We start from the raw sequence: 14,587 nt of genomic DNA, 5'->3' as shown, positions 1-14,587 counted from the left end.
TGATATGAGAGCAATATAAAGGAGCTACCGCATGAAAAGAAGCGATCGTTATAAGCAAACAACCAAAAAATCTCAAGCTGATACTGTAAACGAACCTCAATATAATACTTATTTTCAGCCAGTAACAAAAACAAAAAAACAGAAAAAAGGAAAAGGACTTTTCTTCAAATTACTTATTCCTATTTTAATTGTTTTAGGAATATTTATTGCTATAATGTATGCTTTGAGTACGCGCGCAGATATTGATGAATTAAAAAAAATAGAAAATAAGAATTCGTTTGTATCTGTCTCAAACATGCCAGAATATACTAAAGGTGCATTTATAGCTATGGAAGATGAACGCTATTATAGGCATCACGGATTTGATATAAAAGGAACGTCAAGGGCACTTTTTTCGACATTAAGTGATAAAAATGTACAAGGTGGAAGTACAATCACGCAACAGGTAGTAAAAAATTATTTTTATGATAATGAACAGTCTATTACACGTAAAGTTAAAGAATTGTTTGTAGCTCATCGCGTTGAAAAAAACTACAGTAAAGATGAAATACTTAGTTTTTATATGAATAACATTTATTACGGTAGTGATAATTATTCAGTAGAATCAGCTGCAAATTATTACTTTGGGGTTACGACAGATAAAAATAATCAAGAGTTGCCACAAATTTCAGTTTTACAGAGTGCCATTTTAGCAAGCAAAATTAATGCACCTAGTGTTTATAACATCGATGATATGTCGGATAATTTCATAAATCGAGTGAAAACTGATTTAGAAAAAATGAAACAACAAGAATTTATTTCAGATGAACAATACAAAAATGCATTATTAGAATTAGGCGTATGATTATAGTAATATCAGCAAGTATCACGAGAAGTATAAGATAAGTTGTCAAAGAGAAGTCCCTGCCTTAGTAGTCATGAAAAAATGAATGCTTGGAAGGGGCTTTTTTAAATATTTTAAAAATACAAAATACGTTAATTTCAACTGTGCAATGAAGGTTTTTTAAATGCTTGTTAAGTACTATAAAATATATTGAAATTTGTAGATTAACGATGTCATTTTGTGAAAGGAATAAACCTTGAACCATGATATAATTTGTATATAAAAATAATGAAGTTGAAGTTTGCAAATAAAAATCACTATAATTCCATTCATAAACAATATAAGTTATTCTTATAAGTGGAGTGAAGATAATGCCGAAAATCACAAAAATAGAAGTTCAAAAAAACAATAAAGAACGTTTTAATTTATATTTAGATGATGAATTTGAGATGGGTATTGATATTGATACTTTTGTCTATTTCAATCTTAAAAAGGGACAACTTGTTGAAGCAGCTGAAATGGAAAAAATTCAAAAGTATGAGCAATATAGACAAGCGATTAATATAGCGATTCAATATCTGTCATATAGAAAAAGAACTGAGCACGAAGTGGCACAGCATCTAGCAAAGAAAGATATTTCAGAAAGTGTTATTGCAGATGTATTAGATTATTGCCATAAGCAAAATTTAATAGATCATAAAGACTACGCGAATAGTTTAAAAAACACAATGATTTTAACTACGGATAAAGGACCAGAAATTTTCAAACAAAAATTACGCGAAGCTGGTATAGAGCAAAATATCATTGATGAATATGCGCTTTTATATAATGAAGAACAACCTTTAGACAAGATTATAAAATTAGCAAATAAAATATTGAAACAAAAAAAAGGGCCACAAATAAAGCGTGAAGAAAAGTTGAAACAATCTTTGATGCAAAAAGGTTATACATTTGAAACGATTAACATTGTGATGGAAGAATTAGATTTTTCACAATCAGAAGAATCATTAGACATGTTATTACAAAACGATTTAGAAAAAGCGTATACTAAGAGTTCGAAAAAGTATACAGGTAGAAAATTAGTCAATAAAACGATTGAAACACTTATGAGAAAAGGCTATCAATATGATAAAATAAAATCTAAACTAGAAGAGAGTGGAATTGAGAATGGAACGGAAGAAATTGAGTGAAATGAGTGAAATAGAATTACGTCATGAAATTCAAGGGTATAAAGAACAAATGCGCAAAGCAGAAATGAATGGTATTTATAACGAGTATGACGTATATGCAAGTAAAGCAATCATAGCAGAAAGCTATTTAGTAGATAGAAATAAAGTAGAACTTGGCAAAATTTATCAACTGAATGATGGTACAAAAAGTTATTTTAAGGTAGAACGACTTAAAGGTATTTTTGCATGGGGATTCAGAATCAATAGTTCAGAGCCAGAAGAAGGTTTGCCCTTAGCATTATTAAAACTGTAGAAGGATGAAGATAGTATGGGTAGTTCAATTATTTTAAAGTTACTTAATGTAACACATTACTATAGAAATAAAAAATCAAAAAAGTGGTATCAGCCTTTTGGTTATGATGCAGATAACATAGAGTTAAATAATATTAATCTACACATCTATCAAGGTGAATCACTTGGCATCATCGGTGAGCCTGCGTCTTCAAAATCTCTTGTAGGTCGGATATTAAGTGGTGAAATTAAACCTGATAAGGGAAGAGTTGTGCGCAAAACAGATTTGTTTTATGCAGATATAGACGATAAATATGCTCAAAATATATCGGTTGAAGATTACATATCTAATGCAGTTACATTATTCCCATACAAAGTCAATACGCATAAAGTTGAACAAGTTCTAAAATATGCACATGTCGAAGCGCAAAGTGATACGCCTATATGTGAATTACCAGATGAAGTATATGCCCGCATACTTTTTTCACTTGCCAGAACATCTAAAGCAAGTATTATTATTTTTAATAAAATACTGCAAAATTTAACGGATGAATATTTTGAAAAAGCAATTGAACTATCAGATGAATACATAAATAATAATTTAACCATTGTTATGATAGATGACAATGTTGAAAGAGTTAGTAAGGCAAGTAATTATATAGCGTGGGTTTCGCATGGTCAACTTAGAATGGAAGGTTCTATTAAACAAGTCATTCCTGTATTTAATGAACATGAGAGAGATAGAGCATCTTTAGAAAGTGATGAAGAAAAACGAAATTTTGATTTAGATTGGAAAAAAAGTAGAGCGCGTACGCCTGAGTTAACTTATAATTTCAAACGAATTGAAAGATATAACCACGTTAAACCACCGGTTGTACTAGTTAGATTCTGGACATTTATAACTATTTGTATGCTAGGTGTGCTTTTAACAGCAGTGTTAATATTTAATGATATTGGTAAAATTAACATAGGACAAAATGAAGACCAAGCCACTATTCAAAACCAACCTAAAAATCCTTACGAAGTTAAACTATCATACGGAATCGTATTAGATGATTCAGTTAAATTAAAGAATCTAAAAAAAGGAAAAGAGTTAAGTCCTAACAAGTACGCTTTGCTTACCATTACTGGTGAAAACACAAAAAATTATCGTGTTAGTGTCGATAATCAGTCTTATAAAGTCGGAAAAAAAGATATTCGTTATTTTGATCCAGCAGGTTTATTTGAAGAACATAGTGGGGATGCACTCGCGCCATTTATGAGTAAAAATTATAGTAATTATTTTGAATTTTTTAATAGTCACTTACATAAAAAGCATGGTACTGTGACAGATTCACTAGTTCCAGAAGAAGGGAAAAATGATCGCTTTATTGTACCTATCGTTCAACAACCGATTGCAATGATATTTAATGATCAAAATAAACTTTCCGGGTTTACAATTCCGATGAAAGATAAAGCGAAGTTAAAAGAGAAATTTAATATTGATAATAACTTCTGGATTACTAAATCAGGTGATGGTTATTTCATGGCAGATTTTAAAAATGATAAATGGATATATATTGAATTGTAGGTGTAGTAAATGATAGATAATTTAATTAATTTTTATAAGAATGCACCATTTTTAAGTAAACACTTGTACCATCGATTAAAGGGGCAATGGAAATGGTTTGTAATACCATTTATTATTAGCATCCTGTTATTATGTCTGCTAATGTTCATATTTAATGTGAATGGTACAGAAGAAATAAAACAAGCACGTGGTTATTTTAGATTAGCAGCATTAATAAGTTTTTCATTTATCTGGATAGCTATTTATCAAAGTTATCAATTGTTTAAAAAAGAGTATTTTACTGCTAAAGTTTTTAATTTGAATCCAATTTTTCAAACGATTATGATAGCTATTATTTCTAATTTATTAATGTTTATTGCGTTAATGATGATTATATTAATGACACCAGTTAATATAGAGAGTTCCATTCCATCGACAATATACTTTGTTATAATGTCAATTATCTTTGTCGTAGTTATTTCTACAGTATTTGGTTTACTAACTATTACCAAAAATAATGTAGATATCATATTTTATATATTATCAGTCATTATGTTTTTTCTCGTACCAATTGTGTATATTCCGTCCAGTAATTCAACAGTAATTTCTCATATTTTAATGTTGAACCCGTTATTTTATCTTATAGAGGGAATCTCACAGTCTGTTGTTTTAGGTGCATTAAGCTTAAATAATATACCATACCATTTTTATTTTATATTTTTAATGGCGACAGCTTGTGCATTGATATTTGCTCTGTTTAGAACGACAGCATATCAGAAATTTAGAGTTGCGCATGAGAAAAAGGATACTGATGACAAATTAAAAAATGATTCAAATCATAACGAAAATGTAATTGCTCAAAATACAAACCATAAATAATGATTTTAGTCATTTTCAATCTTATTAGTAAAGGCTGAGACACAATCTTGTGTCCCAGCCTTTGTTACTACCAATAAATTTTTTACTTTGCAAATAATTTTTTTTGTAATTTATCTTCACTAAACACCCAACCAATATAAGAATGATCAATATTCATAAATTCGTCTAGATGTGCGATTGCTACAAAAGAATAGTGACCATTTTTTAGATAGCGTAAATCGATTAGTCTAATTTCTGTCGTGTCATCATCTAGCTTTCTAGCTTGCCAGCGATATATAGATGAAAAGTTAAGGAAAGTTTTTATGTTTTTATCATCTTTAACAAATTGCATTAAATCATTACTAGGAAAAGGATGACGCTCAGATTTATCACTAAAAACGATATTTCTACCATAACTGCGTCCAACATAATCGTGATTTTCTGTTTGAATAGCAACACGCCATTCCATAAATCGCATGGTAGGTGCAACAAAAACTTTAACAGGGTTATGTTCTTGCTTTATTTGTTTAAGCGCTTGTTGTTTAATGATGGCTTGCATCCTAAACCGAATAATATAATAAACAACAAGAATACCAAAAATAGGGAAAAATGAAAGGTATGGATGTAAGCCTAATACCCAAAGCAAAATGCCGACACACCAAAGGATGAATATGATTGGGTCAAATGTATTGATGACACTGAGTTGAATCCATTTATTTGTGATGGGTCTGAGCGCTTGGGTTCCATATGAATTAAATATATCAACAAAGACATGAAGAAAGACCGCAAGCTGAGCCCATAACCAGATATGGCTAGCATCAATATTTTTAAAAAATGTAAATATAAATAAAGTTATAAGTAATGGCCACAGAATCGTAAAAGGTATTGAATGTGTTATACCTCTGTGATTTGATATATAAGTGGCATTATCCTTAAGTTTTAAAACTGTGTCTCCATCTGGTATCAGAGAACCGATGATTAGAGTAGTTGCAGTTGCTGCAAATGAACCAGTCATCGCTGGGTCTTGTGTTGCCAAAGCGGTTAATCCAATACCCATGACAATATGCGTACCTGTATCCATAAGTATCCTCTCATTTCATTTCAATATTATTTCTATTATAATCTAATATACTAAATAATAAAATTAACATACTAAAATGAAGAAAAAAAGTTTTAGAATCACGTAGAGAAAGAGATGTATAACATGTATAACGAATCAGAATTTAAAAATAATCTCGTAAAATGGTTTGAGAAAAATCAAAGACAAATGCCATGGAGAGAAACTAAAAATCCATACTATATTTGGTTAAGTGAAGTAATGTTACAACAAACTCAAGTGAAGACGGTTATCGATTATTATCATAAATTTGTAAGTAGGTTTCCAACAATAACTGATTTAAGCAACGCACATGAAGATGAAGTGCTAAAATATTGGGAAGGACTCGGCTATTATAGTCGTGCACGTAACTTCCATAATGCAATCAAAGATGTAGCGGTAAATTATAATGGTGAGGTACCTAATGATCCGAAGCGTTTTGGAGAACTGAAAGGCGTTGGTCCATACACCAAAGCAGCAGTCATGAGTATTGCTTTCAACCTTCCATTAGCAACAGTCGATGGTAACGTTTTTAGAGTGTGGTCAAGACTAAATAATGATCATCGCGATACCAAATTACAAACTACGAGAAAAACATTTGAAAAAGAATTAGAAACATATGTTCAAGAAGATTCAGGTACTTTTAATCAAGCGATGATGGAACTAGGCGCATTAATTTGTACACCAAAAAATCCGTTATGTTTATTTTGTCCTGTACAAGAACATTGTGAATCCTTTGAACAAGGAACAGTTGAGCAGTTACCTGTAAAAACGACAAAAGTGAAGAAAAAACATATAAAACAAAATGTCTATATAGTGCGTAATGAAAAGGGTGATTTACTTATTGAAAAAAGAACTCAAAAATTATTAAATAATATGTGGGAATTTCCTATGTATGAAGCGGAAAGCAACGAAAATATTAATACACAATTATCTACTGAAATTGAATTTCAAGCTAAACCTGTTTATTCTTTAAAACATCAGTTTACACATTTAACATGGGATATTGATGTGTATATATCTAAAAGTTGTGTTAATCGGCAAGAAATTACATTAGATAACAATATGCAGTGGATGCCTGTAGATGATAAAGTTAATTATAACTTTCCAGTAAGTATGTCAAAAATATATAATTTTTTAATAACAAATAATTAAGGTCGTTCTGTAATCGTTAATTATGTTATAATTCAATATGTGAAATCAGAAAAGGTGGTGTGGAGCATGGTTAAAGAGTCCATACCTAAAGAGGGTCAGACGATAAAAATTCAAAGTTATAAACACGATGGAAATATACACCGTGTTTGGTCTGAAACAACTATTTTAAAAGGTACGGATCATGTAGTCATTGGTGGTAATGACCATACATTGGTAACAGAAAGTGATAATCGCACATGGATTACAAGAGAACCTGCAATTGTATACTTCCATTCCGAATATTGGTTTAACGTTATTTGTATGTTTAGAGAAGATGGTGTTTATTATTATTGTAATTTATCCTCACCATTTGTCTGTGATGAGGAAGCACTCAAATATATAGATTATGATTTAGATATTAAAGTCTATCCCAATGGTAAATATCATTTATTAGATGAAGATGAATATGAACAACATATGCGTCAAATGAATTATTCATCTGATATTGATGTAATTTTACGAAGAAACGTAGATATTCTTCAACAATGGATTGAACAAAAAAAAGGTCCTTTTGCACCGGATTTTATTAAAGTTTGGCGTGAACGGTTTAAAAAGATTAGAGATTATTAAGCATATTTAATGTAATTGATAGTTATATCCGATATAGTATTAAAGGTATATATGATACAAGTTAATTGTATAGAATAAATCTTAATAGCAAATGCTTAACTAAATGATCTGATTGTAGATAATTGTAATAACAGCCTCGTTGAATTTCAACGAAGGCTGTTTCATTTGCTGAAATAAGCAGGGAGGTATAGTTTGTATGATTCGCAGATATATACAATTCGTAAAACCATATAAATGGCGGATCATTGCCACAATTCTTGTTGGTATATTAAAATTTGGTATTCCAATGCTTATTCCGTTATTAATTAAATATGTTATTGATGACATTATCAATAACGGTGCAATCTCGGTAGAAGAAAAATTTGCTAGATTGGGAATTGCGCTAGGAATAGCCGTATTTATTTTTGTAATCGTAAGGCCCCCTATAGAATTTTTAAGACAATATTTAGCTCAGTGGACAAGTAATAAAATATTATATGACATTCGTAAGCGTCTATATAATCATTTACAAGCACTAAGTGCAAGATTCTATGCTAATAACCAAGCTGGGCAAGTTATTTCACGGGTTATTAATGATGTTGAACAAACAAAAGATTTCATCCTGACAGGCCTTATGAATATTTGGCTTGATTGTATCACTATCATTATCGCTTTATCTATTATGTTTGTACTAGATGTAAAATTAACACTAGCTGCAATTATAGTATTTCCAGTTTATATTTTGACTGTCTACTTCTTCTTTGGACGTTTAAGAAATCTGACACGTAAGAGATCTCAAGCCTTGGCTGAAGTACAAGGATTTTTACATGAACGTGTACAAGGCATGTCAGTCATTAAAAGTTTTGCAATAGAAGATAACGAAGCAGTGAATTTTGATAAGCATAATAGCAATTTCTTACAACGCGCATTTACGCATACGAGATGGAATGCCTATTCATTTGCTGCAATTAATACAGTAACTGATTTAGGGCCATTAATTGTAATAGGTTCTGGTGCGGTTTTAGCTATTAACGGTTCCATTACAGTTGGTACGCTCGCTGCATTTGTGGGTTACCTCGAACAATTATTTGGACCTTTACGTAGATTGGTTTCTTCATTTACAACATTAACGCAAAGTTTTGCATCGATGGATCGTGTGTTCCAACTTATGGATGAAAGTTATGACATAAAGAATAAAAAAGGTGCCTTACCATTAGAAATTCAAGAAGGACGTATTGAAATTAATAATGTGAGTTTCCGATATAATTCGGATGAATCTACGATATTAAGCCATATTAATTTGGATATCGAACAAGGCGAAACAGTAGCGTTTGTCGGTATGAGTGGTGGAGGTAAATCAACACTTATCAATCTCATACCAAGATTTTATGATGTTACAGATGGTGAAATTAAAATTGACGGCACCAATATTAAGTCCTATTTAACAGGTAGCCTCAGACATCAAATTGGATTAGTTCAACAAGATAACGTACTATTCTCAGATACGATTAAAGAAAATATTTTATTAGGCAGACCCGATGCAACAGATGAAGAGGTCATTGCTGCTGCAAAAATGGCAAACGCACATGATTTCATCATGGAATTAACAGATGGATATGATACAGAAGTGGGTGAAAGAGGAGTTAAACTCTCTGGAGGCCAGAAGCAACGTATATCTATAGCGAGAATCTTCTTGAATAATCCACCGATTATTATCTTAGATGAAGCAACGAGTGCATTGGATTTAGAAAGTGAATCTATTATACAAGATGCATTAAATATCTTAAGTAAAGATCGTACTACGTTAATTGTGGCACATAGATTATCTACAATTACTCATGCAGATAAAATTGTTGTTATAGAAAATGGTGAAATAGTAGAAAGTGGCACACATCAAGAATTATTAGCGAAAAAAGGTGCTTATGAACATCTTTATAGCATTCAAAATTTATAAAAAGACTTTGAACGAACTAATAAATATAAAAGACCAGAGACAATTTTAAATGTCTCTGGTCTTTTTAGTTAAAATATTGAGTTTTTATAGATCAAAATCTTCTTCTTCAATTTCAATTTCATTATCATTAGAATGATATGAGAAGAAACTGATAACTAAACGATCCAAGTGTTCTATAGTATAACGATATTCTTCTATAGCTGAAATAATCTGCATTATATTAGTGAATGAATATGTTGTCTGATAAGGATCTTTAATGATTTCGCGTTGGAAAGCATCCATTAAATCTTTTTTTTGTGGATTTTCTATCTGACTATCAAAGTGACTAATATCATAACGTGCTTTCTTTGAAATACTAATAAAGATTTGTTCGTGATAGGCGATTAGCAAATCTATTTCTAATTTTATTTGAAGTAACAGCTCGTTATTCAAATTATGAAGATCGTTTTGATAACGATTCATTCGTTTTAAAACATCGTATGCTTGCCGTGTGCTACGGACAACTTGTTTAAATAGAATTTTTTTTCTATTTTGCGCATACATTTGCTTTTTCGTCCAAGGTCGTTCTTCTTCGTAGTATTCAAAGATTTGTTCTAATTTTGTAATACGTTTGCTGATTAGCCCTCTATCCTCTTTTATATGATGATATTCAGAGGTATCATTTAATACAAGTTTGAACCATACAAAGATATCTGAACAAATGTTTAAAGAATTATAATAAATTTTAGACTCGAATTTAGGGGGTAAGAATAAAAGATTAACTGCAGAAGAACTAATTACACCTACCATAACAAGGACAAATCTGTAAAATGCAGAAATATAAAAGTTACCAGTATGTGTTCCCATAATAATTAATGCAGTTATACTTGCAAGTGTAGCTACATGTTCCAATTTAAAACGGAATAAAATAGCAATTAATAATATAACAGTAACCCCCATGATTACTGGATTATTACCAAAAACAGTAACCATAACAACTGCCAGTATTGCACCGATCAGGTTACCAATTGCTCTTTCAGAAATTGTTTTAATGGAACGAAAAACACTTGGTTGCATCGCGATTACCGCACTGACAGCAGCGATTGCTTTTAATCCTGCTTCATCAGGGAACAGAGAAGCGATAAACAAAGCAAGTATAATAGCTATACCTGTCTTCAGAATGCGTGCTCCTAATTTCAAATGTACCGCTCCTTCATATATTTAATAAATTTATGTTTATACTTGTTATACAACGATTCCCTATAAAATTCAAGTTTATTTCATTTGACTAAAAGCATAATCTACAGCATCTAATGTTTTTTCAATATCATTTTTAGTGTGTTCAGTTGTTAAAAACCAAGCTTCAAATTTTGAAGGGGCGAGATTAATACCTTGATGTAACATAAGTTTAAAGAATCGTGCAAAAGCATCACCATCTGAATTTTCAACTTGATCATAGTGTGTGACAATTTCGTTTGTAAAATAGAGCGTTAATGCACCATAAACTCTATTGACAGTAGCAGTGATATTGTGTTTTTGTATTAATTTATTTAAACCATCTTCTAATTGTTGACCTAGGCTATCTAAATATTCATAAATACCATCTTGTTCTAATACTTCTAATAATGCGATGCCTGCTTTCATGGATAATGGATTTCCAGCCATCGTTCCAGCTTGATATGCAGGGCCTAGGGGAGCAACTTGTTCCATAATATCTTGTTTACCACCATAACCCCCGATAGGTAAACCACCACCTACAATTTTACCGAAGGCAGTTAAATCTGGATAAACTTGGTATAAGTCTTGTGCACCACCATAATGGAAACGAAAAGCGGTAATAACCTCATCATAAATCACTAAACTTCCATTATTATGTGTAATTTCATTTACTTGTTCTAAAAATCCTGGTTTAGGTTTAACCATACCAAAGTTACCTACAATAGGTTCAACGAGTACTGCTGCAATATCATCTCCCCAATAATCAATGGCTTCTTTATAAGTTTCTATATCATTATAGGGTACTGTGATGACTTCTTGGGCTACACTTTGAGGTACACCGGCAGAATCGGGTGATCCTAATTGGGAAGGTCCGCTCCCAGCTGCAACTAAAACTAAATCTGAATGACCATGATATTGGCCAGAAAATTTAATTATTTTATTTCTTTTAGTATACGCACGTGCCACACGTATTGTCGTCATTACAGCTTCAGTACCAGAATTAACGAAACGAATCTTTTCTAATGAGGGGATAGCATCGCGTAATTTCTTAGCGAAGTTTATTTCAAGTTCTGTTGGCGTTCCATATAATACGCCAAGTGCTGCTTGTTCTTGAATAGCTTGAGTCACATGAGGATGAGCATGACCAGTAATTATTGGTCCATAAGCTTGTAAATAATCGATATATTTATTGCCATCTACATCATATAAATAAGCGCCTTGGCCAGATTTCATCATTACAGGAGCACCACCACCTACAGCTTTATATGAACGAGAAGGTGAATTTACGCCTCCTAATATATATTCATTTGAGTAATTTTGAAGTCTTTCACTTTCAGTAAATTTCATTAATATCAACCTCTTTTATTTAATATTTTCGTTTATTATCGTATCATATAATTATTAATAAAAAGAAATAGGGTGAGTTATTTGTTGAAAAAAGGAGATCAATTTCCGGAATTTAGACTTGAGAATCAAAATGGTGATATTATTTCTAATGATACATTAAGAGGAAATAAAGCAGTGCTTTATTTTTATCCGAGAGATAACACGCCAACATGCACGACAGAAGCCTGTGATTTTAGAGACAATTTATCATATTTTAATGAACTTAATACAAAAGTTTATGGAATTAGTGGAGATACAAAGAAAAAACATCAAAACTTCAGCGAAAAACATAGTTTGAATTTTGATTTATTGGTAGATGAAAATTATCAATTATCCGCGGAAGTGGGTGTATATCAACTAAAGAAAAATTTTGGAAAAGAAAGTATGGGAATAGTAAGAACTACGTTCATTATTGACGAAGATGGCGTTATTATCGATGTCATAGAAAAAGTAAAAGTAAAATCACAAATGGACGAATTAAAAGCAATTCTGGGGTGATTAGAGATGAAGGCAGTCAGTTTACAAAGAATGGGAGATTTAGAAAATGATTTAGTTGAAGCTTTTCCAAACGTTAAGTTTATATTTACACAGGGTGTTTCTGATATTAATGACCATGATAAAAAGGATTTGGACATACTATTTGGATATGATGGTAAATTAGATGAAGATTTTTTGGAGTCATGCTCGAATCTGAAATGGTTGGCCTGGTATGCTACCGGTGTAAACAAGCTTCCTTTAAACTATATCGATAGTAATAATATCTTGTTGACGAATGGTCGAGGTGTACACGCAAAACAAATGTCTGAATTTATCATGGCGTTTATATTAGATGACTATAAAAAAATGAAGACTTCATTTATTAATCAAACAAATAAAAAATATGATTCGAAGCTAACTGGAAAAAGAGTAAGCGGGCAAACCCTTTTATTTTTAGGGACAGGAAGTATAGCGCAAAAAACAGCAACCATTGCTAACGCGATGGACATGATTGTACAAGGTGTTAATACAACTGGTCGTGATGTAGAAGGGTTTTCCCAAACGTATACTATCGATAATTTATTTCAAGCACTAGAAGAAGCAGATATTGTTGTTAATACATTACCAGAAACGAAAGAAACAATACATCTACTACAAAGAGAACATTTTGAAAAGATGAAAAACGCTGCTTTATTTATTAATGTAGGAAGAGGAACAATCGTAGACGAAAATGTAATAGCAAATGTAATGAAAGAAAACATCATACGACAATCATACTTAGATGTGTTTGAAAACGAGCCACTTACTCCAAATAACCAATTATATAATATAAATAATATTACAATTACAGCACATATTACGGGTAATGGCACAGAAAACAAACAAGAAGTTACTCAGATATTCAAACGAAATCTTAGTTATTTTCTCAATAATAATACTTTAATTGAGAATGAAGTTGATCCCAATACAGGATATTGATTGAAATGGTCTTTGTTTATTGACAATTCGATAATGCAACAGTTATATTAATATTAAGTAATAATTATTATTAAATAGAAAGATGGTGAGGGACATGAGTGCAGAGATGGAAACAGTTGAACATCAATTAGAAGACTCGATTGCGTCTTTAAGAGATAATGGAATAAGAATAACACCACAAAGACAGGCGATATTGAAGTTTTTAATTGTTTCAGAAACACATCCCACTGCTGATGAGATTTATCAAGCACTTTCACCCGATTTTCCAAATATAAGTGTTGCAACGATATATAATAATTTACGTGTATTTAAAGGAATAGGCATTGTTAAAGAGTTGCCTTATGGCGACGCTTCAAGTCGATTCGATTTTAATACACATAATCATTACCATGTTATATGTGAAATTTGTGGAAAGATTGTTGATTTTCATTACCCACAACTAGATGAAGTTGAGCAATTAGCTCAACACGTAACGAATTTTGATGTGACACATCATCGTATGGAAATTTATGGTCTATGTAAAGAATGTAAAGATAAAGAGAATTTACAGCAGTAATTATAATTGAACAATTACGAAAAAACTATTAAGTTAGAAAGTGCTACATTTATAAATGTAGCACTTTCTATTACTATGAGCTTGTTTTATATCAATATAAAGTGAAAACAAAAAATGCAATTTTAACTGACGGTATAGTGGCTAATGTGTCCAAACAACACTGATATAATTATACAATTTGACATATTTATACATATAAAAAATAATTAGTTATTACAAAGGTAAAATTTAACTAAAAAGTTATTGAAATTGAATTGACGAGTGAGATTAATCTTGATATTATATAAAAGTCGTCAAAACGAGACGGCTTTAAAACAAACCAAAATAAAAATAATAGAAAGTGTAAATTTGACACTTGTTAAAATTATTGAATGGTTATACAATGTTAAATGTTGAGTTAACAAACGAAACAAACTTAACAATAACAAATGAAAATTTATTATTGACTTAACAAAAACTTAATGTTACAATTAATTCTTGTAACACATCAATGAACATTGAAAACTGAAT

General features: G+C 31.0%; 14 protein-coding genes. 11 read left to right on the top strand and 3 right to left on the bottom strand.

What is annotated here, in order from left to right:
- Nucleotides 1-31 precede the first annotated feature (31 nt).
- The 5 genes from sgtB to KA883_RS08285 all read left to right on the top strand — a co-directional run bounded on the left by sgtB (nucleotide 32) and on the right by KA883_RS08285 (nucleotide 4,711).
- Complete coding sequence (gene sgtB / locus KA883_RS08305) at nucleotides 32-844, top strand: monofunctional peptidoglycan glycosyltransferase SgtB (protein WP_046207945.1); 813 nt, start codon at nucleotides 32-34, stop codon at nucleotides 842-844.
- 350 nt (nucleotides 845-1,194) lie between these two features.
- Nucleotides 1,195-2,013 carry a recombination regulator RecX gene (gene recX, locus KA883_RS08300; RefSeq protein ID WP_046207944.1) on the top strand — a complete coding sequence of 273 codons (819 nt, stop codon included), beginning with the start codon at nucleotides 1,195-1,197 and terminating at the stop codon, nucleotides 2,011-2,013.
- Nucleotides 1,991-2,305, top strand: a complete 315-nt coding sequence (locus tag KA883_RS08295) for a YfhH family protein (RefSeq protein ID WP_046207943.1) — start codon at nucleotides 1,991-1,993, stop codon at nucleotides 2,303-2,305. Before recX ends, KA883_RS08295 begins: the two co-directional genes overlap by 23 nt.
- Before the next feature lie 15 nt (nucleotides 2,306-2,320).
- Nucleotides 2,321-3,853 carry an ATP-binding cassette domain-containing protein gene (locus tag KA883_RS08290; RefSeq protein ID WP_046207942.1) on the top strand — a complete coding sequence of 511 codons (1,533 nt, stop codon included), beginning with the start codon at nucleotides 2,321-2,323 and terminating at the stop codon, nucleotides 3,851-3,853.
- A gap of 9 nt (nucleotides 3,854-3,862) precedes the next feature.
- Complete coding sequence (locus KA883_RS08285) at nucleotides 3,863-4,711, top strand: sugar ABC transporter permease (protein ID WP_046207941.1); 849 nt, start codon at nucleotides 3,863-3,865, stop codon at nucleotides 4,709-4,711.
- Nucleotides 4,712-4,793: 82 nt separating this feature from the next.
- On the opposite strand, the gene KA883_RS08280 is transcribed toward KA883_RS08285, so the two are convergent.
- Nucleotides 4,794-5,771: a metal-dependent hydrolase gene (locus KA883_RS08280; protein WP_046207940.1), complete on the bottom strand. Its 978-nt coding sequence runs from the start codon at nucleotides 5,769-5,771 to the stop codon at nucleotides 4,794-4,796.
- Nucleotides 5,772-5,894: 123 nt separating this feature from the next.
- Here KA883_RS08280 and mutY point away from each other — a divergent pair, with 123 nt between their 5' ends.
- From mutY to KA883_RS08265, 3 genes are all read left to right on the top strand, one after another.
- Nucleotides 5,895-6,941, top strand: a complete 1,047-nt coding sequence (gene mutY, locus KA883_RS08275) for an A/G-specific adenine glycosylase (RefSeq protein ID WP_046207939.1) — start codon at nucleotides 5,895-5,897, stop codon at nucleotides 6,939-6,941.
- 66 nt (nucleotides 6,942-7,007) lie between these two features.
- Complete coding sequence (gene ntdP / locus KA883_RS08270) at nucleotides 7,008-7,550, top strand: nucleoside tri-diphosphate phosphatase (RefSeq protein ID WP_019469633.1); 543 nt, start codon at nucleotides 7,008-7,010, stop codon at nucleotides 7,548-7,550.
- 196 nt (nucleotides 7,551-7,746) lie between these two features.
- Entirely contained in the window at nucleotides 7,747-9,483 is a 1,737-nt protein-coding gene (locus KA883_RS08265) for an ABC transporter ATP-binding protein (RefSeq protein WP_046207938.1), read from the top strand.
- A gap of 84 nt (nucleotides 9,484-9,567) precedes the next feature.
- Here KA883_RS08265 and KA883_RS08260 read toward each other — a convergent pair whose 3' ends face one another.
- Both KA883_RS08260 and KA883_RS08255 read right to left on the bottom strand, forming a co-directional pair.
- Nucleotides 9,568-10,662, bottom strand: coding sequence for an FUSC family protein (locus KA883_RS08260; protein ID WP_046207937.1), 1,095 nt, complete (start codon nucleotides 10,660-10,662; stop codon nucleotides 9,568-9,570).
- Nucleotides 10,663-10,737: 75 nt separating this feature from the next.
- A complete protein-coding gene (locus KA883_RS08255) occupies nucleotides 10,738-12,027 on the bottom strand; it encodes a glutamate-1-semialdehyde 2,1-aminomutase (protein ID WP_046207936.1) in 1,290 nt (429 codons plus the stop codon).
- Between the two features lie 81 nt (nucleotides 12,028-12,108).
- Here KA883_RS08255 and bcp point away from each other — a divergent pair, with 81 nt between their 5' ends.
- From bcp to perR, 3 genes are all read left to right on the top strand, one after another.
- Nucleotides 12,109-12,564: a thioredoxin-dependent thiol peroxidase gene (gene bcp, locus KA883_RS08250; RefSeq protein ID WP_046207935.1), complete on the top strand. Its 456-nt coding sequence runs from the start codon at nucleotides 12,109-12,111 to the stop codon at nucleotides 12,562-12,564.
- A 6-nt stretch (nucleotides 12,565-12,570) separates the two neighbouring features.
- The gene (locus KA883_RS08245; protein ID WP_046207934.1) at nucleotides 12,571-13,521 is read left to right on the top strand and encodes an NAD(P)-dependent oxidoreductase; all 951 of its coding nucleotides are present in this window, start codon (nucleotides 12,571-12,573) and stop codon (nucleotides 13,519-13,521) included.
- Nucleotides 13,522-13,615: 94 nt separating this feature from the next.
- On the top strand, nucleotides 13,616-14,077 hold the full coding sequence (gene perR, locus KA883_RS08240) for a peroxide-responsive transcriptional repressor PerR (RefSeq protein WP_210139947.1): 462 nt from the start codon (nucleotides 13,616-13,618) through the stop codon (nucleotides 14,075-14,077).
- The last annotated feature ends 510 nt before the right edge of the window (nucleotides 14,078-14,587 follow it).

This window comes from Staphylococcus sp. GDY8P54P, assembly GCF_017892645.1.
GTDB classification, from domain to species: Bacteria; Bacillota; Bacilli; order Staphylococcales; family Staphylococcaceae; genus Staphylococcus; species Staphylococcus ureilyticus.
The sequence above is the reverse complement of the archived record's forward strand: the minus strand, read 5'-3'. Positions and strand labels throughout refer to the sequence as shown.

Bases quoted from the DNA above. Each gene is read 5' to 3' on its own strand.
- sgtB (WP_046207945.1), top strand. From the start codon at position 32: ATGAAAAGAAGCGATCGTTATAAGCAAACAACCAAAAAATCTCAAGCT.
- KA883_RS08290 (WP_046207942.1), top strand. From the start codon at position 2,321: ATGGGTAGTTCAATTATTTTAAAGTTACTTAATGTAACACATTACTAT.
- KA883_RS08265 (WP_046207938.1), top strand. From the start codon at position 7,747: ATGATTCGCAGATATATACAATTCGTAAAACCATATAAATGGCGGATC.
- KA883_RS08255 (WP_046207936.1), bottom strand. From the start codon at position 12,027: ATGAAATTTACTGAAAGTGAAAGACTTCAAAATTACTCAAATGAATAT.
- perR (WP_210139947.1), top strand. From the start codon at position 13,616: ATGAGTGCAGAGATGGAAACAGTTGAACATCAATTAGAAGACTCGATT.
- recX (WP_046207944.1), top strand. From the start codon at position 1,195: ATGCCGAAAATCACAAAAATAGAAGTTCAAAAAAACAATAAAGAACGT.
- ntdP (WP_019469633.1), top strand. From the start codon at position 7,008: ATGGTTAAAGAGTCCATACCTAAAGAGGGTCAGACGATAAAAATTCAA.
- KA883_RS08280 (WP_046207940.1), bottom strand. From the start codon at position 5,771: ATGGATACAGGTACGCATATTGTCATGGGTATTGGATTAACCGCTTTG.
- KA883_RS08285 (WP_046207941.1), top strand. From the start codon at position 3,863: ATGATAGATAATTTAATTAATTTTTATAAGAATGCACCATTTTTAAGT.
- KA883_RS08245 (WP_046207934.1), top strand. From the start codon at position 12,571: ATGAAGGCAGTCAGTTTACAAAGAATGGGAGATTTAGAAAATGATTTA.
- mutY (WP_046207939.1), top strand. From the start codon at position 5,895: ATGTATAACGAATCAGAATTTAAAAATAATCTCGTAAAATGGTTTGAG.
- KA883_RS08295 (WP_046207943.1), top strand. From the start codon at position 1,991: ATGGAACGGAAGAAATTGAGTGAAATGAGTGAAATAGAATTACGTCAT.